The organism is Paenibacillus polymyxa, assembly GCF_015710975.1.
Taxonomy (GTDB): Bacteria; Bacillota; Bacilli; order Paenibacillales; family Paenibacillaceae; genus Paenibacillus; species Paenibacillus polymyxa.
In genome coordinates, this window is record NZ_CP049783.1 from 1,891,240 (window position 1) to 1,914,715 (window position 23,476).

Here is a 23,476-nt window from a genome sequence, read left to right on the forward strand (position 1 = left end):
CGCTTCATGAGGGATCAATCCGGTTTAATGAAGAGATGGGATTTGTGGACGAAAGAAGGAAGGAAGCCATGATGGAGAGAAGACATAAGAGAAGGACCCGTGGAAAGCCCAAAAAGAAAAAGAGGTTTACCGCTCTATATATTTCATGTATTGTCTTGCTTTTAGTTGCAGTAGGGGGCTATCTATTCCGCAAACAGCTGACGCTCGTGGCTTTTGACTGGTTTGTGTCACCGACGCTGGAAAGCAAGCTGGAGAAATCCTACCAGCCTCGTCAATCCAAGGAACAACAGCCCCAAGAGACCATTGCTTACCAGAAGGAGCCTTTTTCGGTGTTATTACTGGGGACAGATCAACGGCCCAATGAAAAGGCACGTGGTCGCTCAGATACGGTGATATATGCTGCTGTACGGCCCGCAGAATCGCGTGTGCTCTTGATTTCTATCCCAAGGGATACGTATGTACAGATTGCCGGACATGATTCCAATCGAGATGGCGAGGATGATTTTGATAAGTTAGGGCATGCTTATGCGTTCGGAGGCGAGGATATGTCCATGGCCACTGTAGAGAAGCTGATGGAGCATAAGGTCGATTATTATGCTACGATTAATTTCCAGGGTATTCAGGATGCCGTGAATGCAGTGGGCGGAGTAGTGTTACCTATCGACCAGCCCATCGAGAATAAAAACCCGCTGCATATCAAGTTCCGTATTGAGGCGGGCAAGCCGCTTTATAATGGTGAAGAAGCCATGTATTATGTTAGGTATCGGGAAGATAGCGACTTCAACCGTACAAAACGTCAGCAAATTTTTTTGAATGCTATGGCCGATAGGCTACTGAATATCGACGGAATCACCAAGATCCCGGAGTTGCTCGATATCATGGGGGCCAATTTCACAACGGATATGGAACCTGCCTTTATTACTGGGCTTGGCAAGCAAGCTATTTCACAAGGGAATCCACAAATCTCAAGTTTTACGATTACGGGGGAAGGGTTCAAGAAGAAGGGCCTGTACTATGACCGGGCTAATGAACAGGAACTTGAATATGCCAGACTTATGATTGCGAACTGGCTAGACTCTGATACAACCCCGCAGACGCTGAGGCTTCCCGACAAACAGGACATTCAGTGAGTAATCAATGGATTTATATTTGATTTTGAGGGGGATTCGTTTCTCATGAATATTGCTTTTTTCTTGCTTCCCAAACAAGAGGTCGCTTGTGTAACGGCGGATGCTACTCTACGGCAAACATTGGAACGAATGGAATATCACCGGTTCACAGCGGTTCCTATTTTGGATAAGGAAGGTAGATATACGGGTACGGTTACAGAGGGTGACCTATTGTGGCATATGAAAGAGTCCGAGGGGAAAATCACCTTTGAAAACGCTTCTAAGTTTATGCTCAAGGACGTTCCGCTGCGGGTTTCGATGAAACCTGTATCCATTGATGCCAATATGGAGGATCTGATTAATTTGGCGAAGGTACAAAACTTTGTGCCCGTTGTGGATGATATGGAACGGTTTATCGGTATCGTGCGCCGCAGCCAAATTATTGAGTATTGTGAGAAATTTGTGTCTAAGGAATCGCTTAATACTTCAAGCTAAAATAAGCAACAAAGCCGCACTGAAGATTACTATTACCCTAGGGGCTAACAGTGTTGACATGGGCTTATAATAAGCAGCAAAGCTGCTCTGAAAATAACGATTTACCCTATGGGGTAACAGTTATTTTCAAAATAGGATATGCTATAATGGAGAATAAAGCTTTTTCAGAGGGGTGTGACTCTTCATCATATGCCTAAAGAAATGGATGTAGTTAAACGAGCCAAGGTTATTGAATGGCTTAAAACAGAGGTGCTTGACCAAGTCTCCCGTCTGTTTAAGGCGATGTGGGAAGGCAGTACAGTCCGTATTGGTGACTGTTTGGCCAGCCTGGTGATGAGCAGTTATATTCTGGGGAGGCGTCTTGGGGTGTCTTACCGTGAATTGGATGATCTACTCATCGACAAGCTAAGAAAGCACAGAAAAGAAGGACACCAGCTGGAGGATTGGTATCAGGACATTTCCGCACTGGAAGAACATATGCGTAAGAGGTGAAAACGTTGAAATTCCGCTTGGCCACTGTAGCATGGAGCGTTATTTATTTGCTTCTGCTGCTGACTCTATTGACACCATTTAGAATTATTACCGTATTTTTTCTGATTGTGCCTGGCGCTGTATTGTTTTCATCGCTGCCTTTCAAAGGATTTCTGGTTCACGTCATACCGGTGCTTTTAATTATAGCGCTACTCGATGTGTATTCGCTGCTTCCTGCGATTTACTTTCTGATTCCTTCTATATTGATGGGACGGATATATAAAAAGGGAGGATCTGCTTTTCAGGCGTTGATGACCGGAACAGGCATTATTTTAGCCGAGTTGTTGTTTGTACTGTTTATCGCTACGTATTCCTTCGGGTTTGATCTTTCGCAGTCCCTTCGGGATCAGGCTGAGATATCGGCCAGTATTGTACAGCAGATTTTAAGTGCGAATCCGATGTTTGCGAATATGAGCTGGACAGCTGAAGATACGCAGAAACTCGGTACAATGCTGATTGGTAAAGTTCCATATGTGATGATCGTCAGCTCGTTTATACTGGCAGTGATCACACATGCTTTGGCACGTCCAGCATTGAGCAGTCTCGATGTGCCGGTACGTAAAATGAAGCCTGCCCGCGAGTGGATGCTACCACGCACGCTGATCTGGTACTATCTGCTGGCAATTGTAATTGGATGGATAGCGGATTCCTCCGATAGCAGCTGGATTCAAACGGTTTCCATTAGTATGCTACCGCTGATCCATGCATGTTTTATTATCCAGACAATTGGTTTTGTATACTTCTGGACGCATAGCCGTAAAATGAGCCCAGTGATTGCGTTGCTGCTGTCGCTCGTCGTTCTGGTGTTCCAGCCGCTCCGCATTATAGGTATTATTGATTTGGCCTTTCCGCTGCGTGAAGCTATTACAAGATCAAAGAAATAGGGTGAACAGTCATGCCTAAATTTCTACAAAAACGCTGGCACGGCTATCAGACGGTCTGGGCGTTTTTACTGCTGCTGGTGCTTGTCATATGTATTTCCATGTACAACTGGGAACTGGGTGTGATAGGACTGCTGCTATCATTCTTGCTCGGCGGATTGATGCTGAAGACGGAGCTGGATTTCCGTCGGGAACTGAATCAATATATCAGTGGCCTTTCCTTCCGGATCAAGCGGGTGGAGGGAGAAGCGATCAGTACACTGCCGTTCGGTATCATTTTATACAGTGAAAATCGGACGGTAGAATGGCACAATCGCTTTGCCAGTGAGATGTTCGAGGAGCAATCGTTGATTGGAGAGCCCCTTCAAGATTTGTTTCCTCAACTCGCAAACGCTCTAAGCACTAAAAAGGAAACGAAAGAGTCTGCTCGTGAACTAAAGGTGGAATTACAGCATGATGAGCGTCATTATCAGTTTCTAATCGTGCCTGATGAGCGTCTGATATATTTGTATGAAGTGACGGAGCTCGCGGTACTGCGCAAGCAGTATGAGAACGAGCGGTTAGCGCTTGGTATTGTCATGCTTGATAATATGGACGAGGCTGCTCAGGGAATGGACGATCAGCAGCGTACCGCGCTTATTGCGAAGGTTTCCAGCGAGATTACGTCTTGGGCCAATCAATACAATATTTATTTGCGCCGGTTGTCATCTGAGCGTTATCTTATTATGCTGAATCATAAAGCACTCCAGGAGCTGGAGCAAAGCCGATTCGTCATTTTGGATACCGTGCGGGAAATGACAGCAGATTTGAAAGTACCGATGACATTGAGCATTGGTTTGTCTTTCGGGGCAGAGAGTATCAAGGAGCTGGGCGAGCTAGCTCAATCCAGTCTAGATATGGCGCTTGGACGTGGGGGAGATCAAGCAGCAGTGAAAGCGGGACAGCGCCTGTCCTTTTACGGAGGCAAGTCCAATGCTGTCGAGAAGCGTACCAGGGTGCGTGCCCGAGTCATTGCGCATGCGTTGCGTGATCTGATGCAGGAGAGCGACCGTGTGCTGATTATGGGACACAAAATACCGGACATGGATGCAATAGGAGCAGCTATCGGTGTGTGGAAGGCTGCGGCACTTTACAATGTAGAGGCCCATATTGTACTGGACAAATCCAATCCGTCTATTGACCGAATGATGGAGCAGGTAAACAAGGATGAGAAGCTGTCGCAAGCGCTCATGACACCGGAGCAGTCGCTTCAGGTGATGACCGAGCACAGCCTGCTGGTTGTGGTGGATACGCACAAGGCGTCAATGACGATTGAGCCGCGTCTGGTGCAGACGGCCAGCCGGGTGGTGGTTGTGGATCATCACCGTCGGGGCGAGGAATTTATTAATGATTCTGTTCTGATCTATTTGGAGCCATACGCGTCATCGGCCTGTGAACTGGTGACTGAGCTGCTGCAATATATCCATGAAAAGGTCCAGCTGACACCGCTGGAGGCAACATCACTGCTGGCGGGGATTACGGTGGATACCAAGCATTTCTCCCTGCATACAGGCTCACGCACGTTTGAGGCAGCTGGCTTCTTAAGACGTAGTGGAGCAGATACAGTGATGATCCAGCGCATGTTAAAAGAGGACCTGGATGAATATATTGCTAAGGCGGAAATTATTAAGCATGCTAAAATGATATATGGGCATATCGCAATTGCGGTGACCGAGCCCGGACAAAAAATACCGCAGCTCCTGATTGCTCAGGTGGCGGATTCATTACTCAATATGACGGATGTACTGGCCTCCTTTGTGGTCAGTGAACGTCCTGACGGCCTGGTGGGGATCAGCGCCCGATCACTCGGACGCATGAACGTACAGGTTGTCATGGAACGGCTAGGCGGCGGAGGACATCTGACGAACGCAGCGGTTCAGCTGGATTGCTCGCTGGAGGAAGCTAAGCGCAGAGTGGTCGACGTACTGGCCGAAATTGATGGGGAAGAGGGGTTATTTGAATGAAAGTAATATTCATTAAAGATATGAAGGGCCAAGGTAAGAAGGGGCAGGTTAAGGAAGTATCCGACGGTTATGCAGCGAATTTTCTGTTGCCGCGTGGGATTGCCCGTCCAGCAACGGAAGGAAATATGAAGACGCTGGAAAACCAAAATGCTGCTGAGGAGAAACGCAAGCAAGAGGAAAAGGAAGAGGCACAAGTACTCGGCAAAAAGCTGGAAGAGACTACAATTCAGCTCAAAGCAAAGGCTGGAGAAGGTGGACGTCTGTTCGGCGCGATTACAAGCAAGCAAATCGCAGAGGCTGTTGCTAAAACAGGCATCAAGCTGGACAAACGCAAAATCGAGCTGGAAGAACCGATTCGTACGTTGGGCGTGACTCAAATGACCGTCAAGCTTCATCCTGAGGTCAAAGCTACGCTGAAAGTACAGGTGACTGAATAATAATTATGGGCGGCGAATTTTTTGATCGGATTCCTCCGCAAAATCTGGAGGCTGAACAGGCGGTTATTGGGTCTATTTTGCTTCAGTCTGAAGCACTGATTACCGCAATGGAGCGGGTGCAGACCGAGGACTTTTACGATAAAGCTCATCAAATGATTTACGAAGCAATGATTGAGCTGGGTGAATCCGGACAGCCGATTGACTTGGTTACGCTGACCTCGAAAATTCAGGACAAAGGTCAGCTGGAGGATATCGGCGGTGTCAGTTATCTGGCGAAGCTGGCTCACGGGGTACCAACAGCGGCTAACGTGGATTACTATGCCCAGATCATTGAAGAAAAAGCGATGCTTCGTCGCTTGATTCGTGCAGCTACACAGATTGTGAGCGAAGGCTATAGCAGTGGCGAGGATGTCGCCGGTATGCTGAGTGATGCTGAGCGCAAGATTATGGAAATCTCCAACGGGCGCTCAGGCAGTGGTTTTATCGCCATCCGCGATGTCGTGATGGAAGTGTTCGACCGCGTTGAATTGCTGCATCAGAACAAGGGAAACACGACCGGAATTCCGTCCGGATTCGTTGACCTGGACAAGATGACGGCGGGTTTCCAGCGCAATGACCTGATCATTGTGGCTGCCCGTCCATCTGTAGGTAAAACGGCATTCGCCCTGAATATTGCACAAAACGTTGCAGTACGGGCAAAAGAGACGGTTGCCATCTTCAGTCTGGAGATGTCGGCGGCTCAGCTCGTGCAGCGGATGATCTGTGCCGAGGCTAACTTGGACGCGAACGTCATGCGGACAGGTGAATTTAAAGGCGACGACGATTGGGCGAAGCTGACGATGGGCATTGCAGCCTTGTCAGAGGCGGAAATCTATATCGATGATACGCCCGGCATCACTGTGGCTGATATCCGTGCCAAATGTCGCCGTCTCAAGGCGGAAAAGGGACTGGGTATGATCGTTATTGACTACTTGCAGCTCATTCACGGACGTGGCAAAGCGGGCGAGAACCGGCAGCAGGAGGTATCCGAAATTTCACGGACATTGAAACAAATTGCCCGTGAGCTTGAAGTGCCTGTAATTGCCCTTTCCCAGCTGAGCCGGGGTGTGGAGCAGCGTCAAGATAAGCGGCCCATGATGAGTGACTTGCGGGAATCGGGTTCCATTGAGCAGGATGCTGACATCGTTGCGTTTCTGTACCGGGATGATTATTATAATCAGGAAACAGAAAAGAAAAATATTATTGAAATTATCATTGCCAAGCAGCGTAACGGCCCGGTCGGTACGGTAGAGCTGGTATTTCTCAAAAATTATAATAAATTCGCTAATTACGAGCGTGCCCATTCGGATGCGTTCGCCGGTTAATATATTTGTATGATTAGAAAAGGCTCTTTCGACGCGGGTATCGCGATTACGAGAGAGCCTTTTTTATAGAATTCATATATTTTCATAGAACGATTGAAACTCTCAATTACGAACAATACTATTTTCATGTAATATAATGTTCGCTTTTTATTTGACTTTGAAAAATGGTACTGGTACACTTATAGTGCTGCTTCAACGCAGTGGGGAGATCATTACGCCCGGGGCTTTCCGAACTTACGGAATGTCTGCGACGGACGTTTTTTCCTGCTGTCCGAGAACGCTCCATACCTGCCCGCTGAGGCGGTTGAAGCCAGATATGTGTTAGCGCGTCAGCTCAAAATCAGAGTGTCTGTGGGCACTCCACGGAGGAATGAAACATGTCAACTGTAGTCGTTGTGGGGACACAATGGGGAGACGAAGGCAAAGGTAAAATCACGGACTATCTGGCGGAAAGCGCTGAAGTAGTGGCCCGTTACCAAGGCGGAAACAATGCTGGTCATACGATTCTCATTGACGGTAAAAAGTATAAGCTGAGCCTGATTCCATCCGGCGTTTTTTATGAAGATAAAAAGTGTGTTATTGGCAACGGCATGGTAGTGAATCCAGCCGCTCTTATTGAAGAAATTACTTATATTCATGATAATGGATTTTCCACAAAAAATTTGGTCATTAGTGACCGCGCACATGTCATTATGCCTTACCATATGACGTTGGACGTGCTGGAAGAAGACCGCAAAGGTCCTAACAAAATTGGTACTACCCGTAAAGGGATTGGCCCTGCTTATATGGATAAAGCTGCTCGTAACGGTATTCGTATTGCTGATTTGCTGGAAGCAGAAGAATTCGAAAAGAAACTGCGCCATCTAACGAAGGAAAAGAATCAAGTGATTGAGCAAGTATACGGCGGCGAGCCGCTGGATGTTGAAGAAATATTGAAACAGTATCTGGAATATGCTGAGTTTATTCGTCCTTATGTAGCGGATACGTCTGTTGTGCTGAACGATGCAATTGACGCCAATCGTAAGGTGTTGTTTGAAGGTGCACAAGGCGTTATGCTCGATATCGACCAAGGTACGTATCCATACGTTACGTCCTCTAACCCGTCGGCTGGCGGCGTATGTATCGGTTCTGGTGTAGGCCCATCCAAAATTCAACAAGTGATCGGTGTAGCTAAATCGTACACAACTCGTGTAGGGGATGGACCTTTCCCAACGGAACTACACGATGAAGTCGGCGATTACATTCGTGAAACAGGCCATGAGTACGGTACGGTTACAGGTCGTCCTCGCCGCGTAGGCTGGTTTGACAGCGTCGTTGTGCGCCATGCCCGTCGTGTTAGTGGATTAACTGGCCTTTCCCTGAACTCGCTGGACGTATTGACAGGCCTGAAAACAGTTAAGATCTGTACAGGCTACAAATACCGCGGCGAGATCATCACGCATTATCCAGCTAGCTTGAAAATGCTGGCAGAGTGCGAGGCGGTATATGAAGAAATGCCAGGCTGGAACGAAGACATTACTGGCGTGAAGACGCTGGAGGAACTGCCGGAGACTACCCGCCATTACGTACAACGCGTATCCGAGTTGACAGGTATTCCAATCGCTATTTTCTCGGTTGGTCGTAACCGCGATCAAACGAACCAAGTGCTTCCGATTTATTTGTAAAATATCCGTAGGATTCTATGAGGGCGTCATGCCTGTTTAATCATATAACTATTCCTGCTAAATCAAGGGGAGAGGGGCAATTCATGCCTCCCTCTTCTTTTTTATATGGATGTGTTGGTGCTAGTTTTACATATTCCAAGGGTTAAAAATCGTCATATCTCGTCAATACTGGTCTATATGCACTTCATGATGTACACATGGCAAGATGCGTATAAGGAGGTAACGGGATATGAGGTGGCTTGGATGGCTGCTTAAAAAAGGAATGACGGTGGTGCTGGTCAGCGCGCTGACACTGGTAGTGACCGGTGTGGTCGTGAATGCTTATGTTCAATCGCTGTTACGGCAATTTAACATTCAGCTCGATCATCAGCCGATATGGGGATGGGGCTGGCTAAAAGGCAGCGCTGGTACTGAGCAAAGTACAGGTACAGGGAAGAGCAAGACGACAGGGAGCGACTCTGGAAGTGTAACACCGCCTGATAATGCTTTGCCTGTCATGGGACAGGGCTTAGAAGAAAGCGGAAATAAGACAGGTGGTGCATCCAACGACAAGGGATCTCAGGAAGGGGCCACGTCGGCGGGAACATCAGACAGCGAGCCGCGTCAGCAGGCAGAAGGTACAGCTACACCTGAAACGAGTATCGAAGGCCATGATTTGGTCATTACGCCCGACCATCTGACGGAGAAAAAGAACAATTTACCGGCGGCTCAGAAGCAGGAGATTTTTACGATTCTTATGAATAAACTTCCGCCAGAAGAAATGCAGAAAATATCAGCTGCAATGGAAGGCGGTCTCACCGAGCAGGAGCTGCAAGATATTCAGCAGGTGCTTGCGAAGTATTTGACCAAAGAGGAATATAACAAATTGATGGGTATGCTTAAATAATGCATAAATAAAACGCATAAATGTATGGACAATGTTAATGCTCAAAACAGGACTGTAGAATCCGCGCCGGGCGCGGATTTTTTTGCGTGCTAGGAAGTAATTGGAGTGCAGTTGAATTCTTTGTAAAAGCTATGTTAAAGTAAACTGTGTTGTGAAAAGGTTAAATTTTTGAAACCTTTTACATAACTATGCAATGCTAGATAGCGACTATTATCATAGATAAGCTTGTAAAACGGCTACTTTTATCATGTAAAAGGACAATAATGAACGCATTTAATAGAGATAGGATATGCTGAAAAGGAGAGAACCATGGAGGTTTCTAAGGGGAAGTTATCACCAGACCACAGGAATGGGAATTCAAGTGTTGAAAGCAATTCTGCCGATAAAGCAGGGAAAATAGCAACATGGTGGAACGGACGGAAAAGATGGTTAAGTTGGACGGCAGGCGGCATTGTGATTGTTGGCGGTCTTATTTTTGCTAGCAATCAGTATGTTGGTGCCAATACAGTTCCTTATTATAAAGTGTATGTTAAAGGCGTTGAGGTCGGCAGTATCCTGAATGAGCAGCAGCTTAAGCAGCTGTATACAACGAAGAGCAAGCAGTATAAAGACAAGTATCCTGACGTGGAAATGGTGCTCAATACGAGCGCGGTCACGACGAGCACAGAAAAGGCATATAAGGCGGATATCGATAGCGCAGCCACGCTGAAGAAGCTGGACGGCATGCTGACTGCCTATGCCAAAGGAGTAGAAGTGAAGGTCAACGGACAGATGGTTGGCATTGTAAAGGATAAAGCGACGGCACAAGCAGCTTTAAAGCAAGTGCAGAAGAAGTACACACCTGCGGGTGAAGGTACAGCGACAGGCATCAAGGGGCTAGTTCGCAAAACATCCGTGGGGAGTAGTCATGCTAGCGCAAGCACGAAGGCGCCTAAAGCATGGCTGGAGTCTGCCAGTATCAGTGAAAAGATTGCGTATGAGCCGGTGAAAGCAGATCCGAACAAGGTGCTGACGGAGGCAGAAGCGGTTAAGGTACTGACCGAGGGACGTGAAGCTCCTACAACCTATACGGTGCAAGAAGGCGATTCTTTGTCGTCGATTGCTACGAAGTTCGATACGACGGCTTGGGAGATTAAGCAGAACAATCCCGGTCTGCGTGAGTTGTACTTGCAAATTGGGGACGAGTTAAAGGTCACGGCTCCCAAGGTACCTGTTACGGTACGAACGGTAGAAAAGGTCGTCGAGCAGATTGCTATCGAGCCTGAAGTAGAGATTCGCCAGAGCGATGAATTGAAAGCAGGAGTTACGAAAGTGGTCAGACCGGGACAAGCAGGTCTTAAAGAAATGGACTACCGTTTGACCAAGGAGAACGGTGAGGTCGTGCAAGAGGAATGGCTCGGTCAAAAGGTGTTACAGCCGTCTGTTACCGAGGTGGTTCTGAGAGGAACGAAAGTCGAGGGGGAAGGCTCGGGCCAATTTGCCTGGCCGACTGCGGGTGCAATCATGACGAGCAGCTTCGGAGGACGTTGGGGACGTATGCATGAAGGTGTTGACTTGGTCGGCGATCATACGATTCAAGCATCTGATGAAGGTGTCGTCACATTTGCCGGTCAGCAGAATGGCTATGGTAATGTCATTATGATTGATCATCGCAACGGCTATCAAACAGTATACGGGCATTTGAATAGTATTGGTGTTCATGTGGGACAGGTTGTTCAGCAAGGTGAAGCGATTGGTATTATGGGAAGCACCGGACGTTCCACAGGCACACATGTTCACTTTGAGATTCGCAAAAATAATACGCCACAAAATCCAATGACGTATTTAAGATAGATTGGATGTTTAAATCGAGAGTTATGTGATTCGATGAGGATCAAAGAGAAAGACCATGTTTTCTGCATGCTTAACAGCCAGGTGCAGGCATGGTTTTTTCTGCGTAAAGAAAAGGGCCTGGAAAAGTAATGGAATAGCGTACGGGTATGATAGAATAGAATAAGCATCTTATGGGTACTGACAAACGAAAGTTAATAATAGATGATGATCCGTGAGAAGAGGTGAACGCTGTATGCAAGGGACGATTCTAGTAGTGGATGATGAACAACCTATCGCTGATATTTTGAAATTTAATTTGGAAAAAGAAGGATACGAGGTCATTTGCGCCTTTGATGGAATCAGTGCGGTGGATATCGCGATTAAGCAACAGCCAGACCTGATTTTGCTGGACCTGATGCTGCCGGGCATGGACGGTATGGACGTATGCCGCGAGGTGCGCGGACATCAGCTTCAGACGCCAATTATTATGCTGACTGCGAAGGATGGGGAAATCGACAAAGTGCTAGGGCTGGAGCTGGGTGCGGACGATTATGTGACGAAGCCGTTCAGCACACGCGAATTGCTGGCACGCGTGAAGGCACAGATGCGTAGACAGCAACGCGGCGTAGCAGGCACGCCGGAAAGCCGCCCACAGGAGGATAAGCAGGGGCTACGCGTAGGCGATCTCTTTTTTGATGCGGATATGTATACAGCCTATAAAAACGGAACTCCACTTGACCTGACGCACCGCGAGTATGAACTTCTGTACTATATGGCGAAAAATGCAGGCAAGGTCATGACTCGCGAGCATTTGCTTCAAGCGGTATGGGGATTTGAGTACTACGGGGATGTGCGGACGGTAGACGTGACGATCCGGCGACTGCGCGAGAAGATTGAGGAAAACCCGAGCAAGCCGGAGACGATCCTGACACGGCGTGGCCTTGGATATATCGTTAGCGGGGGCAAAGGTGGCCTGCGGGCATGAGATGGCTGTCCTTCTTTCGCACCATTCATGCCAAGCTGATTATTATCTATGTGCTGCTAATCTTGGTGGCCATGCAGTTGATTGGAGTCTATTTTGTCAGCTCGATGAAGAACTCGTTGACGAGTAATTTTACGCAGGATTTGCAAGCACGGGCGGAGATGCTGTCCGTGCTGGCGGAGCAGGATCTGAGTGGCAGTGATGGCAAAATGGAGGAAGATAGCGTCGAAAGTCTGCGTGCACGCGTGAATAACTTGTTTGACTTCAGCGGCGCGGAAATTCAGGTGCTGGATGCCAGTGGCAAAGTACTGATTACTTCTCAAGGCTCTCATGCTGACTATGTCGGACGTAAAAATACGCAGACAGTGGTTAGCCGCTCACTCCAAGGAATCCGTGATAACGAGGAATATATGGTGGACGAAGATAACGTCCGCAAGAAGGTCGTCGCCAAGCCTGTCATCAGCCAAGGCAAAATTGTCGGTGCAGTGTACATCGCTGCTTCGATGGCTGAGCTGTACGATACGATGAAACGCATTAACAATGTGTTTCTCTCAGGTATGCTGATTGCGCTCGCGTTGACGGCTGTGCTGGGCGTGGTGTTGGCCCACACGATTACGCATCCAATCAAAGTGATGACACGGCATGCGACGGAGGTCGCTGAGGGCAAGTTTGACCAGCAGATGCCAGTGTTTGGTGAAGATGAAATCGGTAGGCTGAGCGTGGCCTTTAACTATATGACAGGACGTCTACGTGAGGCTCTGTCGCAGAATGAGGAGGAGAAGGAAAAGCTCTCCTCCATCTTGACCAATATGAGCGACGGTGTGGTCGCTACCGACGATCATGGCCGGGTCATTCTGGTCAACCGCCGGGCCAGCGCCATGCTGGGCGTGAACGAGAATGAAATGACCGGTAGACATATCGCGGTACTTCTGGGGATCGACCCGGAGGAAACCGAGGCCCTGTACAGCGGATCGTCCGCTTCTACGCTCTTGCAGCTGGAGCCGGCCGGTCAGGATGAACCCATCGTCATCCGCGTGACCTTTACACCCATTCATCGGCGGGAATTTGGCATTACGGGCACGATTGCTGTGCTTCAGGACGTGACGGAGCAGGAGGAGATGGAGACGACGCGGCGGGAATTCGTCGCTAATGTATCTCATGAGCTGCGCACACCGCTGACGACGATCCGTAGCTACGCTGAAGCGCTGGATGACGGCGCGATGGCTGAGCCGCAGCTCGCAGAGCGTTTTGTAGGTGTCATCCGTAACGAGACGGAGCGTATGATCCGGCTGGTTACGGATTTGCTGCATCTGTCGCGGCTCGATTCCAATGAGGCGCCTCTGCGGATGCAGCCTGCCGATGTGATGGAGATGCTGGACGAGGTCGCGGATCGGTTTTCTTTTCAAATGAAGCAAAAACACATTCGCTCAGGCATGTTCGTAGAGCAGGGGATTGGCAAGGTCGTGATCGACCGCGATCAGATTGATCAAGTGCTGGACAATTTGATGTCCAATGCATTGAAATATACGCCGGAAGGTGGAAGTATCCGGATCGAGGCTCGTCGCAACCATGAGGGAATGCTGGCTATTTCGGTACAGGATACCGGAATTGGTATTCCCAAAAAAGATTTGGACCGGATTTTTGAACGGTTTTATCGTGTGGACAAAGCGAGATCGCGCAATATGGGCGGCACAGGACTGGGGCTGTCGATTGCCCGGGAAATTGTAAAGGCCCATGGAGGTCAGATTTTCCTGGAGTCTGAATATGGTCAGGGAACTTGTACGACCTTTACGCTACCTATGTCGGGTGAAGGGAGGGAAGCACAGTGAAGGAACGTTTGAAGTCATGGACGCTTGTTTTGCTGGTAGCTTCCAGCCTGGTTCAGACTTATTTTTTGATCTACCGTCTTCCGGGCAGTGATTCTGTACTCACTTCAGAAACGAACTATGTCAAAACTGAAAGCATGGGGCAGGAGAAAAAGATTGAAAATCTTGTATTCCCTGATAGGATGCTAATTCATCAAGGTGAGAAGAAACATACCGTTTTTTATCCGGGGGTTACTTTTTACGATTTGATTTATACACGGCTGGAAAGCCGAAGTTTTAACAATTTCCAACGTCGGAGTATCCAGTCAGCGGACTGGGCACGGATTCGCAGTGAGAATGAGGGGATCGAATTATCATTTTCCGGCGGGGTTCCGGTTTCATTGCTGGAGCGGGTCATGCGTCTGACGCCGGATTCAGTATTTCAGGGGGAGACGATTAACCGCATCTGGATCTATATCGACGAAAAGAATGCCAAGCCGCACGCACTCTTTTTCAGTGCCAGAGGTGATGTGGTGTATGAGGCGAACCAGTTCGATATGACGGTAGAAGACATTCGGCAGCATGTGAATTTTGGAAAAAATGCCCCGTTGTACAAGCTGGTGAATAATCAGTATTACATTCCCGTGGATGACCTGGAGACTGTACAGCCTGTGGTATATGCCGGGTTGTTTACGACAGAACAGATGCAGCGGAATTTATTTTTCGATCCGGGCATTACGCGCAATATTCAGGAAAAAGATGGTTCACAGATTTATACAGATAGCAAGCGTAGCTTACAGATCAAGCAGGATCAACGTTGGATGAGCTATACCGATCCTAGTGCACCGGGAGCGGATGGAAGCAGCCCAATTAGGGACGTGTTGGCCGCAGTTGATTTTGTAAATCAGCATGGCGGTTGGGATGCTGCGTATCAGATGAAATTGAGAAGCAGCGATGAAAATCGCACAAGTGTGATGTTCCAGCAGTATTATGGCGCTTATCCGGTGCTGGACACGCCATCGTTCCGCTTTGGTACGATCTCCTTGCAAATCCAGCAGGAAACGGCATCTGTCTATGATCGTTCATTGCTGTATCTCAAGGGCGGGGAGCAATCATCGAAGAAAGTGATGCTGCCAGGTGGTGAGACCTTGGAGAAGCAACTGCAAACGGTAGGCGACGGCAAGTCGATTAGAGATCTGACTCCTGTATATCAGCCAGAGCTGATCAATGACGGATTGAAGCTCATCCCAGAGTGGCGTGTTACGTTCAGCGACGGTTCTGTTGCAGAGATTCATGCTGTTCCTGTAACGACAGCATCCAATACAACATTAAAAAAGTCAGACCAAGAGACAAAGTGATAATAGGAAGGGGGAACGGGAATGGATTGGAGCCGCGCTAAAAACGTACTGATCTGTACATTTTTGCTGCTCAATGTGGTATTGGGTTATCAACTGTGGCATGATGCGCAGGAAACGGCCGGGCCGAATCTGGATTTTACTTCACTGGATGAAAACACGCAGCGTTTAATGGAAGAGAAAAGCATTCAGGTGCTGGCTCCGATTCCCGGAGATACCCCGCAGTTGCCCAAGCTGTCTTATACTTATGTCCATAGTGGAGAGAAAGATGAACTTGTGCAGCTGCTGAGACCAGTGGACAGCAAGCTGGTATTCACTCATGATGCGCTAGTGGAGGCTTTGGAGCCGCAAATCAAGGATATCGATAGCTATCAGTATGATCCGCTGGATGTCCAGGAGGAGTTCGTATCCGGACAGGCAGATGCTTTTGCGCTGCATCCGTTGGTACAGGGCAAGTGGCCGCTCTTTAATGTGAAGCTGGCTCTGTTTTACAGCAATCAGAAGATTACAGGGTATCGCAAAATTCAGGTAGAGCTCCAGCCCTCGGATGAGGCAAAGAAAATGCTGCCTGCGTCCAAAGCCTTGGCGAGGCTGATCGATGGCTATTTGCCGCGTGACTCCGTAGTGAAGGATATCCGGCTCGGATATTACGGACAGACCTTTAACTCCGATAGCCAGGTGGCTGCTCCGGTGTGGCGGTTTATGCTGGACAACGGAAAAGGCGTGTATTATGTACAGATGAACGGAGATGTCATTAGTCCAAAGACAGAACATACAGAAGGGTCTTGAACAGATATGGGGATTTCTTTTACCGTGCTGTCGAGCGGTTCGACCGGCAACGCTACCGTTGTACGGAACGAAGACACGACATTGCTCATCGATGCAGGTCTCAGCGCAAAGCGTATTGACGAATTGCTGAAAGAACGCGATCTGAGCGGAGAAGAGTTGGATGGTATTTTGGTCACGCATGAGCATTCCGATCATGTTAAAGGACTAGGCGCCATGGCGCGTAAATATAATTTACCTATATATGCTAACGAGAAGACATGGTTTGCCATCAGCAACGCTGTTGGGCAAATCGCGGATGATAACCGCAGAATATTGGAGACAGGCGCGACACGGGAATTTGAGTCATTGCGTGTAGAGTCTTTTGGCATCTCCCATGATGCGGCTGAGCCCGTAGGATACAGCTTTTATGATGGGGCAGAGAAGCTTAGCGTAGCGACCGATCTCGGCTATGTCAGCGATAAGGTAAAACAAGCGATATCAGATGCAGATGTATTGGTGCTAGAGGCTAACCATGATGTAGAAATGCTGCGTATGGGCCGCTATCCTTGGAACATCAAGCGCCGTATACTCAGTGATATCGGCCACTTATCCAATGAGATGGCAGGTGCGATTCTTAGCGAGCTGTTGACCGGACGGACAAAGCGGACGTATCTGGCACATTTGAGCCGCGACCACAATATGATGGAGCTTGCGAAGCTGACCGTACGCGGGGCAATGGAAGACCGCGGCTGTTTTTACAAGGATAGTGAGTTTCGATTGTGTGATACGTATTATGATCGTCCTACACCTTGGGATAAGGTAAGTGAGCCATAAAGCTGTCCAACTCGGCGGCTTTGCGCTCGACCTCTTCACGGGTCACTATGCCTTTGTCCACCAGTAGCTCAATCAATGTACTTAGCGCCAGTGTATTACGGTAGTGCTCGTCTTTCAAATCCGCAAGCTTGGCTGCCATGCGAACTTCATCCATAGCGGAACGATGGGAATTCATCCTATATTCCTCCTGTAAAAATATTTTTAAAATGGCGTGCAATAAGCTTGGTTCTGCCTGTGGTTTTGCCAAGTGCTGTGATACAATAAAGCTAACAACAGAAAGCTTTCTGAAGGAAGGCTCTCATCGAAAGTATAGGCTGCTTTAAGCGGACGGGAACAAGCCAGAACGTCTCTATGAGACGATCATTTTGTAATAGAATAGAAGACTTGTTACTATTGTAGTCCATTGGTTTGGAAATCATTCCTCTTTTTTCCTCTATTCGGGGTCAGATTCGGCGTGTATGCTAATTTATGAGATTTGGTTGCTTAGGAAGGTTCCATTTGTGGTGATTAATAAGTAGACCGGAACGATTAGTTGCTGAATTCCGATGGTAGGGGATATTCAATCCATTTGAGATGTTCAACGGAGCAGGTTCTCTGTAGCATAGGTTGGCGCAAGCCCGAATAGCCCTAATTTTTTAGTGAGTGTCGGTGCATGACAACGAAGGGGAGAGGATTAGCATGGGCTTGTTTGATGATGATTTTTATTCAACGAAGGTGTCCACACGTGCGGCTAAAAAAACGGCATTTAAGGCGCGTCGCGGAGGACGAGGACGTTGGCCGCACAGGAATCGTCGGGTAAGTCCGGTGCAGGCTGCTGTCATTAGCGGTGCGGTGAGTGCAGTGGTTTCCGTGCTGCTGTTCAGCTTTGTTACAGGTCTGCCCTCCACTACAGCGGTAACCGGAGCAAGTCATTATCCCTTGCGGCAAGCAGCGGGCGATCCGTATGATCGGATTGTGCAGGCGGCAGCCAAGGTACGCCCAGCCGTCGTCAGCATCGTAAACCTGAAGGGGGAAGACGGTAAAAGTACGGAACAATCCGCGCTTGGATCGGGCGTCATTTTCCGTGTGAGCTCAGGCAAAGCCTTTATTATGACAAACAACCATGTCATTGAAGGATCGGATGATCTGGATATTGTAACCGTAGACGGTGTCAGAAAAGAGGCGAGGCTGGTCGGAAAGGATCGCATTAGTGATATCGCTGTACTGGCCGTTGATGATAAAGGCATTAGCACAGTGGCGGATATCGGGGACTCCAGCAAACTTCGTCTGGGCGAGACGGTCATTGCGATTGGCAACCCGCTCGGATTGGGAGACACCCTGACCTCCGGCATTGTGAGCTATACGAATCGCATCATTCCGATCTCCATTAATCAGGATGGTGTATATGACTGGGAACAGCATGTGATTCAGACTGATGCGGCGATTAATGAAGGAAACAGCGGCGGAGCGCTGGTCGATCTGGACGGACGGGTGATTGGCATCAATACGATGAAAATCGCCGATACAGGTGTTGAAGGACTGGGCTTCGCCATTCCTGCTAATGAGGTAATGAAGACGGTGAATGAACTGGTTGAGGATGGCAAGATTACCCGCCCTTATCTGGGGGTGTACACGGTGGACCTCAATAATGAATATGCACCTTTGGATGAAACTCAGCGCAAGGAACTCAAGCTGCCTGACAGCGTCAAGGATGGAGCCGTTGTTCTGGAGGCCCATGGTCCTGCCAAGGAGGGCGGCTTGAAGCTGAACGATGTCATTACAGCGTTTGATAGCGAACCGATTAACTCTACGCTTGATTTGCGTCGCTACCTGTATGATAACAAGAAGATTGGCGATGAGCTTAAAGTTACCTTTTACCGGGCAGGCAAGGAAGAGTCAGTGACGTTAAAATTAACAGATAAGCCGGAAGGCTAAGGTTGAATGATAGACTTAACTATAAAGAAGGCGCTCTCCGGCTTATTTCCGGGAACGCCTTTTTTTGATTTCTGCAGTGCCTTGGATTAAGATGTCGTACCCGTCACGCGGGTTCCGCTCTTGGTGATTTTGTATGTCACTACATCGCCGCTCCAGAAGTGGAACTTCAACGTGACTTCACCATCCTTCACACTGTTGAAAAATTCAGGCAACAGCTTGATGCCATTCGTATCATAGGCAGGGGCAAAAGTATTGCCAAACTCTTTATAAGGTGTCCAATCCTGTGGACCGGCATTGCCACCATTCGTATACACGGCTTCCATCGTCGCAAGCTGGCTACCACGGAAGTCTGTTGGAATGGTAAAGGCTTGTGTAGTCCCTTCGACAGCACTTAATTTCGGTGTATCATACACGACGATTTTAAAATTCCAATCTGCCCCCTTATTAAACTTGGTGTTAATAACGGCATTCTCACCATATTTACCGGAAGTAATTAGGCTGGTGAGCAAGCTGGCTTTGAAGGTTAATGTATCTCCACTCAGCGTATAGTCGGTGCCCTGTTTCAACTGCTTGCTGTTGGCATTGAGCGATTTCAACTGGTTGCCGTTCAGGTTTAGAGTGATCTTGGTATCCTGAACAGAAGAGCCTTTCTTCAAGTGAATGAGATCACTAGCTGCATTGGAGGAACGTCCTTTCAGGCTGGCCTTAATGACATTAAAGAGTTCAGGATCAGACCACTTGTAAGTGCTCCGATTCAAATGCTGGCCGTTATCCCAGAGCATGCCTGTTACTTTCTTCTCTTTCATGTAATAAGTCAAAAATTCAAAAAACTTCAGCTTTTCACCCTGTTCAATAACACCTGTATGTTTATCAAAACCGAGCAGGCCATATTCACCGACAATAACCGGGATTCCCTTGGCTACAAAGGTGTTATAGACATTATCAAAGGTTTGAACAATATCGTTTTGGGCCGCTTTATCAAATGTTGTATTCCCGGCAATGTTCACACTGAAAGGCCAGAAGCCATAATAGTGAACGGTTGCAATCAGGTTGGGATCGTTCAGCTTGGTTATCGTGTTATACAGTTCGTTGATTTTTGCCTGAGCAGGTGAAGTATCTAATCCAGGCAGAACAAGGGGACGAGTGGCATTCTTACCACCGGAGGCGCGAACGATTTTGTGGAAGGATACATTTAGCTCATGAAGCATCTGATTCATTTTCGCTTCATCCGTGGTTCCCCCTTCAGAAAAGCGGGGCTCGTTAATACTTTCAAACATCAACTTGTTGGGCTGATTTTTAAAGCGGTCGGCAATTTGTGTCCATAATGCGTTATAGCGTGCTAACACTTCATCATGCTTGGGCTCCATACTGCTTACCCACGTCCATGAATCATGATGGACATTAATCATGACATACAAATTGGCATCCAGTGCCCAGCGAACAACCTCTTCCACACGGTTCATGTAGGCAGATTCAACGGTATAATGGGGTGCGGCTCCAATATGCTTATCCCAGGTGACGGGAATCCGAATACTTTTGTGCCCTTGGGCAGCAATTTGCTGGATCAAAGCTTGGGTAATGCGCGGATTGCCCCAGGCGGTCTCATCCGCCCCGACAGCATCCAGCGAATTTCCTAAATTCCATCCAGGCTGCATGGCTTCCACGTATGACTGCATATTGCTTGTTGCAGCAGCTGGTTGTGCTTGTTCGTTCGTTTCAGCAGCAGCGGCAACGGATGCGAACGTGGATAACAATAGGGTGATGGCAAGCGTCAACGACAGCAATGAAATGGGTCTTCGTTTTAACATAACAGGCCCCTTTACAAAGTTATTTTTGAAAGCGCTTTCTAATAAAACACTATCATACTAATGCAATATGGAATACCTGCATAATTCAAGTAAAAATCATGTGTGAATTAGTTATTTTACAATTGTAAGCGTTATTATTGAAAAAATACAGAAATGAGTGTAGAATCTATGACCCTACGCGAAAGATGGATTCGCAAAGGGCTAATGAGTACGGAAGGGAGATGGAGCTAAATATGGGGACATGGAACACCGAAGAGGCCATTCGACGCTGGAATATGCATGCGGAAAATTTTACTGCTAAGTACACTGAAGAAGGGGATCGGTCTCGTGAAGTGCTGCTAAATCCTGCTTTGCAAGAGTGTATGGGACTGATCGCAGGCAAAAAGGTGCTGGATGCCGGCTGTGGCGAAGGTTATCTGAGCCGGAAAATGGCCAGGGCGGGTGCTTTGGTGGAGGCTGTCGATTACTCGACAGAGATGCTGAGGCTAGCCAAAGAGCGAACACCATCAGCGTTGGGAATTACATATCACCATGGCAATCTGGAGAAGCTGGAGATGTTCGGGGACCAGAGCTTTGATCTGATCGTGTCCAATATGGTCATACAGGACTTGGCTCATTATGAGCAGGCGATTGCCGAAATGCAGCGATTATTAGTTCCAGGAGGCCGCTTTATTTTTTCTATTCTGCATCCGTGCTTTCTGACGCCGCAGAGTGGATGGGTGAAGGATGAGACAGGGAAAAAGCTGTATTGGAAAGTGGATCAATATTTCAATGAAGGCCCATTGGAGCAAGCCATTCCTTATGATCAGGAGGAAAAGCTTTTGTATTTTCATCGTACGCTGGGCAGCTATGTACAGACCATTGTTGAGGCTGGCTTGTTGTTGGATGGGATGATCGAACCGAAGCCGTCTGTTGACATGCTGGAGAAATATCCCCATTTCCGTGAAGACCTGAACATCAGTAATTTCCTCATTTTTAAGACCAAACGTCAGGGATAGTGGGCAAGCCCTTTTCTTTCCGCGTCAAGTGTGGTAGAACAAAAGAAGGCGGTTTTGACACACCTACAACAGGAAGAGCTTCAAACGGAAAGGGATGCAACTGGAATGTACGTGGTATGTAAAGAGCATGTGGAACTGGCAATTGATATGTTCGTCGATGAATACGAGGATGCACCGGATGTCGTCGATCTCAAAGAAACGAAATTTTCGGATTGGGACCCTCCAGTGAAGTGCAAGGAATGTGAGAAGAAAGCAGAGTTTTTGGTCGTCTAAAAAACAAGCACGGGCGTTTCGGGCAGAAACGTCCTTTTTGTATATATCCCCACCACGTACTGAGACAGGAGTGAACGTTGGATGGACCCTTTGCTGCATTCACTGTTTCGTCCGCTTCAGGTCAATGGAAGTGATCCCTATACATATTATATTGAGCAAAAGCCGACTGCTGCGCTGAGGGCTTACGTAGCCTGCTATTGGGAGTCGCGTCCGGCTACCAGAGAAGTTTCTGAACGGAATATGACAGTATCGGATAGGGGCGAAGCTTCATTAGGCTGGCTGGAGGAAGAAGAGGCAGTGGACCGGGTATTACCTGATGGTTGTACGGATATTCTATTAGAATACGACCCGGTGAGTAAGCGTCAGGAACTCTCATACTGTGGGACATTTACGAATCCGTTCGTGTCTACCAGACAAGCAGGGTCCGAAACACGTATTTTTGCAGTGCGATTTTTTCCCGGTGGAGCACACTATTTTCACGGCATGCCGACTCATTTGTTTACAGGCAGTAATTATCGCTTGGAAGACATATGGCCCGAGAATGTCGAGATCATAGGTGAGCGCATTTTGGAGGCACGAGACTTTAATGAACGGGTGCGTATAATGGATCAGTATCTCAACCAGCTTCTACTGCGTCGTAGGACAAGCGATTGTGACCTGATGAAAAACCTGCTGCATCGCATCTTTGTGAGCGGCGGAAGTGTGGGGGTTAAGGAGCTCGCGGAGCGTGAGGCAATCAGTGAAAGACAGCTCAACCGCAAATTTGGGCAATGGATCGGGATCAGCCCCAAAAAGTTCAGTGAAGTCGTCCGCTTCCAGAGCGTTCTGCACAGTATTCAGAATGGTGATTCTGTTGATTCGATGGAGTTGGCATTGAAGCATAACTTTTTTGACCAAGCGCATCTAATCCGTGATTTTCGCAGATTTTATGGAGCTTCCCCGCTTACTGCGGCTAAGGACTTTCGGAAGTTGTCCGATTTTTACAATACACGTTCGGAACCCTCGGCTATACTCAAAATAGGAAGAAGAATGGCAAAGGAGAGATGAGAATATGAGTGGAACACTGCAAGTTCGCGATCATCTGCTGAATGAGTTGGAGACTGGAGTACGGACAGGGGAAGCTTTGATTCGTAAAATACGTCCAGAGGATTGGAGCTTTCGCCCACAGGACAATTTCCGTTCATTGCTGGAGTTAGTGCACCACTTTGTGCTTATTCCAGCTTCGGATCTTGCGATTATGCAGGAGAAGTCCGAGGGTGAAGTGGGAGAGATTGAAACCAGCCTGTCCGGGGTGGAAGATCCCGAGCGCTTGGCTACGACTTTTAGGGAGAATTTTGAGGCATATAAGGCTTACATTCTTTCGCTTAGCGAAGACGATTATCTGAATCGTTCGACGAAGGCCTTTTATATGGAGCATGGGCATCTACAGGTTCAATGGCAGATTGAGACTGTGACCCATGTGTTCCATCACCGTTCCCAGATCTATAATTATTTGAAGCAACTGGGACATGAAGTGAGCTTTTTTATGTTATATGCTTAAGTTTTTTATATAAAAAG

22 protein-coding genes are annotated in these 23,476 nt (G+C 48.0%); 20 read left to right on the plus strand and 2 right to left on the minus strand.

Annotated features, from left to right (window positions below; genetic code table 11):
- Window positions 1–68 precede the first annotated feature (68 nt).
- The 15 genes from G7035_RS08510 to G7035_RS08580 all read left to right on the plus strand — a co-directional run bounded on the left by G7035_RS08510 (window position 69) and on the right by G7035_RS08580 (window position 16,926).
- On the plus strand, window positions 69–1,130 hold the full coding sequence (locus G7035_RS08510) for an LCP family protein (RefSeq protein ID WP_019689088.1): 1,062 nt from the start codon (window positions 69–71) through the stop codon (window positions 1,128–1,130).
- 45 nt (window positions 1,131–1,175) lie between these two features.
- A complete protein-coding gene (locus G7035_RS08515) occupies window positions 1,176–1,604 on the plus strand; it encodes a CBS domain-containing protein (protein ID WP_013373897.1) in 429 nt (142 codons plus the stop codon).
- A 189-nt stretch (window positions 1,605–1,793) separates the two neighbouring features.
- Window positions 1,794–2,096 (plus strand): MazG-like family protein, encoded by a 303-nt coding sequence (locus G7035_RS08520; RefSeq protein ID WP_013373896.1) that lies wholly within the window; start codon window positions 1,794–1,796, stop codon window positions 2,094–2,096.
- Between the two features lie 5 nt (window positions 2,097–2,101).
- Window positions 2,102–3,019: a DUF2232 domain-containing protein gene (locus G7035_RS08525; RefSeq protein ID WP_016822461.1), complete on the plus strand. Its 918-nt coding sequence runs from the start codon at window positions 2,102–2,104 to the stop codon at window positions 3,017–3,019.
- An 11-nt stretch (window positions 3,020–3,030) separates the two neighbouring features.
- Window positions 3,031–5,019, plus strand: a complete 1,989-nt coding sequence (locus tag G7035_RS08530) for a DHH family phosphoesterase (protein ID WP_016822462.1) — start codon at window positions 3,031–3,033, stop codon at window positions 5,017–5,019.
- Window positions 5,016–5,456 (plus strand): 50S ribosomal protein L9, encoded by a 441-nt coding sequence (rplI, locus tag G7035_RS08535; RefSeq protein ID WP_019689087.1) that lies wholly within the window; start codon window positions 5,016–5,018, stop codon window positions 5,454–5,456. Before G7035_RS08530 ends, rplI begins: the two co-directional genes overlap by 4 nt.
- A gap of 5 nt (window positions 5,457–5,461) precedes the next feature.
- The gene (gene dnaB, locus G7035_RS08540) at window positions 5,462–6,820 is read left to right on the plus strand and encodes a replicative DNA helicase (RefSeq protein ID WP_013373892.1); all 1,359 of its coding nucleotides are present in this window, start codon (window positions 5,462–5,464) and stop codon (window positions 6,818–6,820) included.
- 377 nt (window positions 6,821–7,197) lie between these two features.
- Window positions 7,198–8,484: an adenylosuccinate synthase gene (locus G7035_RS08545; protein ID WP_016822464.1), complete on the plus strand. Its 1,287-nt coding sequence runs from the start codon at window positions 7,198–7,200 to the stop codon at window positions 8,482–8,484.
- A 229-nt stretch (window positions 8,485–8,713) separates the two neighbouring features.
- Window positions 8,714–9,370: a hypothetical protein gene (locus tag G7035_RS08550; protein ID WP_019689086.1), complete on the plus strand. Its 657-nt coding sequence runs from the start codon at window positions 8,714–8,716 to the stop codon at window positions 9,368–9,370.
- A 309-nt stretch (window positions 9,371–9,679) separates the two neighbouring features.
- Window positions 9,680–11,203, plus strand: coding sequence for a M23 family metallopeptidase (locus G7035_RS08555; RefSeq protein WP_019689085.1), 1,524 nt, complete (start codon window positions 9,680–9,682; stop codon window positions 11,201–11,203).
- 232 nt (window positions 11,204–11,435) lie between these two features.
- Window positions 11,436–12,167, plus strand: a complete 732-nt coding sequence (gene yycF, locus G7035_RS08560; protein WP_019689084.1) for a response regulator YycF — start codon at window positions 11,436–11,438, stop codon at window positions 12,165–12,167.
- A gap of 71 nt (window positions 12,168–12,238) precedes the next feature.
- Window positions 12,239–13,993, plus strand: a complete 1,755-nt coding sequence (gene walK / locus G7035_RS08565; protein ID WP_413782954.1) for a cell wall metabolism sensor histidine kinase WalK — start codon at window positions 12,239–12,241, stop codon at window positions 13,991–13,993.
- Window positions 13,990–15,327, plus strand: a complete 1,338-nt coding sequence (locus G7035_RS08570; RefSeq protein ID WP_019689082.1) for a YycH family regulatory protein — start codon at window positions 13,990–13,992, stop codon at window positions 15,325–15,327. The genes walK and G7035_RS08570 overlap by 4 nt, the downstream gene beginning before the upstream one ends.
- 21 nt (window positions 15,328–15,348) lie before the next feature.
- Window positions 15,349–16,113: a two-component system regulatory protein YycI gene (yycI, locus tag G7035_RS08575; RefSeq protein WP_019689081.1), complete on the plus strand. Its 765-nt coding sequence runs from the start codon at window positions 15,349–15,351 to the stop codon at window positions 16,111–16,113.
- 6 nt (window positions 16,114–16,119) lie between these two features.
- Window positions 16,120–16,926, plus strand: coding sequence for an MBL fold metallo-hydrolase (locus G7035_RS08580; RefSeq protein WP_016822471.1), 807 nt, complete (start codon window positions 16,120–16,122; stop codon window positions 16,924–16,926).
- Here the strand turns inward: G7035_RS08580 and G7035_RS08585 are convergent.
- Window positions 16,895–17,101 (minus strand): hypothetical protein, encoded by a 207-nt coding sequence (locus G7035_RS08585; RefSeq protein WP_013373883.1) that lies wholly within the window; start codon window positions 17,099–17,101, stop codon window positions 16,895–16,897. The two genes, G7035_RS08580 and G7035_RS08585, sit on opposite strands and share 32 nt — an antisense overlap.
- A gap of 503 nt (window positions 17,102–17,604) precedes the next feature.
- Here G7035_RS08585 and G7035_RS08590 point away from each other — a divergent pair.
- Window positions 17,605–18,840, plus strand: a complete 1,236-nt coding sequence (locus G7035_RS08590) for a S1C family serine protease (RefSeq protein ID WP_019689080.1) — start codon at window positions 17,605–17,607, stop codon at window positions 18,838–18,840.
- 86 nt (window positions 18,841–18,926) lie between these two features.
- Here the strand turns inward: G7035_RS08590 and G7035_RS08595 are convergent, their stop codons facing one another.
- Complete coding sequence (locus G7035_RS08595; protein ID WP_019689079.1) at window positions 18,927–20,648, minus strand: cellulase family glycosylhydrolase; 1,722 nt, start codon at window positions 20,646–20,648, stop codon at window positions 18,927–18,929.
- Between the two features lie 233 nt (window positions 20,649–20,881).
- Between G7035_RS08595 and G7035_RS08600 the strand changes: the two genes are divergently transcribed.
- The 4 genes from G7035_RS08600 to G7035_RS08615 all read left to right on the plus strand — a co-directional run bounded on the left by G7035_RS08600 (window position 20,882) and on the right by G7035_RS08615 (window position 23,459).
- Window positions 20,882–21,646, plus strand: coding sequence for a class I SAM-dependent methyltransferase (locus G7035_RS08600; RefSeq protein ID WP_019689078.1), 765 nt, complete (start codon window positions 20,882–20,884; stop codon window positions 21,644–21,646).
- A 105-nt stretch (window positions 21,647–21,751) separates the two neighbouring features.
- Window positions 21,752–21,919 (plus strand): CxxH/CxxC protein, encoded by a 168-nt coding sequence (locus tag G7035_RS08605; RefSeq protein ID WP_013373879.1) that lies wholly within the window; start codon window positions 21,752–21,754, stop codon window positions 21,917–21,919.
- An 81-nt stretch (window positions 21,920–22,000) separates the two neighbouring features.
- On the plus strand, window positions 22,001–22,966 hold the full coding sequence (locus tag G7035_RS08610; RefSeq protein WP_019689077.1) for a helix-turn-helix domain-containing protein: 966 nt from the start codon (window positions 22,001–22,003) through the stop codon (window positions 22,964–22,966).
- A 4-nt stretch (window positions 22,967–22,970) separates the two neighbouring features.
- Complete coding sequence (locus tag G7035_RS08615; protein ID WP_019689076.1) at window positions 22,971–23,459, plus strand: DinB family protein; 489 nt, start codon at window positions 22,971–22,973, stop codon at window positions 23,457–23,459.
- The last annotated feature ends 17 nt before the right edge of the window (window positions 23,460–23,476 follow it).

Bases quoted from the DNA above. Each gene is read 5' to 3' on its own strand.
- G7035_RS08510 (WP_019689088.1), top strand. From the start codon at position 69: ATGATGGAGAGAAGACATAAGAGAAGGACCCGTGGAAAGCCCAAAAAG.
- G7035_RS08515 (WP_013373897.1), top strand. From the start codon at position 1,176: ATGAATATTGCTTTTTTCTTGCTTCCCAAACAAGAGGTCGCTTGTGTA.
- G7035_RS08520 (WP_013373896.1), top strand. From the start codon at position 1,794: ATGCCTAAAGAAATGGATGTAGTTAAACGAGCCAAGGTTATTGAATGG.
- G7035_RS08530 (WP_016822462.1), top strand. From the start codon at position 3,031: ATGCCTAAATTTCTACAAAAACGCTGGCACGGCTATCAGACGGTCTGG.
- rplI (WP_019689087.1), top strand. From the start codon at position 5,016: ATGAAAGTAATATTCATTAAAGATATGAAGGGCCAAGGTAAGAAGGGG.
- dnaB (WP_013373892.1), top strand. From the start codon at position 5,462: ATGGGCGGCGAATTTTTTGATCGGATTCCTCCGCAAAATCTGGAGGCT.
- G7035_RS08545 (WP_016822464.1), top strand. From the start codon at position 7,198: ATGTCAACTGTAGTCGTTGTGGGGACACAATGGGGAGACGAAGGCAAA.
- G7035_RS08550 (WP_019689086.1), top strand. From the start codon at position 8,714: ATGAGGTGGCTTGGATGGCTGCTTAAAAAAGGAATGACGGTGGTGCTG.
- G7035_RS08555 (WP_019689085.1), top strand. From the start codon at position 9,680: ATGGAGGTTTCTAAGGGGAAGTTATCACCAGACCACAGGAATGGGAAT.
- yycF (WP_019689084.1), top strand. From the start codon at position 11,436: ATGCAAGGGACGATTCTAGTAGTGGATGATGAACAACCTATCGCTGAT.
- walK (WP_413782954.1), top strand. From the start codon at position 12,239: ATGCAGTTGATTGGAGTCTATTTTGTCAGCTCGATGAAGAACTCGTTG.
- yycI (WP_019689081.1), top strand. From the start codon at position 15,349: ATGGATTGGAGCCGCGCTAAAAACGTACTGATCTGTACATTTTTGCTG.
- G7035_RS08580 (WP_016822471.1), top strand. From the start codon at position 16,120: ATGGGGATTTCTTTTACCGTGCTGTCGAGCGGTTCGACCGGCAACGCT.
- G7035_RS08585 (WP_013373883.1), bottom strand. From the start codon at position 17,101: ATGAATTCCCATCGTTCCGCTATGGATGAAGTTCGCATGGCAGCCAAG.
- G7035_RS08590 (WP_019689080.1), top strand. From the start codon at position 17,605: ATGGGCTTGTTTGATGATGATTTTTATTCAACGAAGGTGTCCACACGT.
- G7035_RS08595 (WP_019689079.1), bottom strand. From the start codon at position 20,648: ATGTTAAAACGAAGACCCATTTCATTGCTGTCGTTGACGCTTGCCATC.
- G7035_RS08600 (WP_019689078.1), top strand. From the start codon at position 20,882: ATGGGGACATGGAACACCGAAGAGGCCATTCGACGCTGGAATATGCAT.
- G7035_RS08605 (WP_013373879.1), top strand. From the start codon at position 21,752: ATGTACGTGGTATGTAAAGAGCATGTGGAACTGGCAATTGATATGTTC.
- G7035_RS08610 (WP_019689077.1), top strand. From the start codon at position 22,001: ATGGACCCTTTGCTGCATTCACTGTTTCGTCCGCTTCAGGTCAATGGA.
- G7035_RS08615 (WP_019689076.1), top strand. From the start codon at position 22,971: ATGAGTGGAACACTGCAAGTTCGCGATCATCTGCTGAATGAGTTGGAG.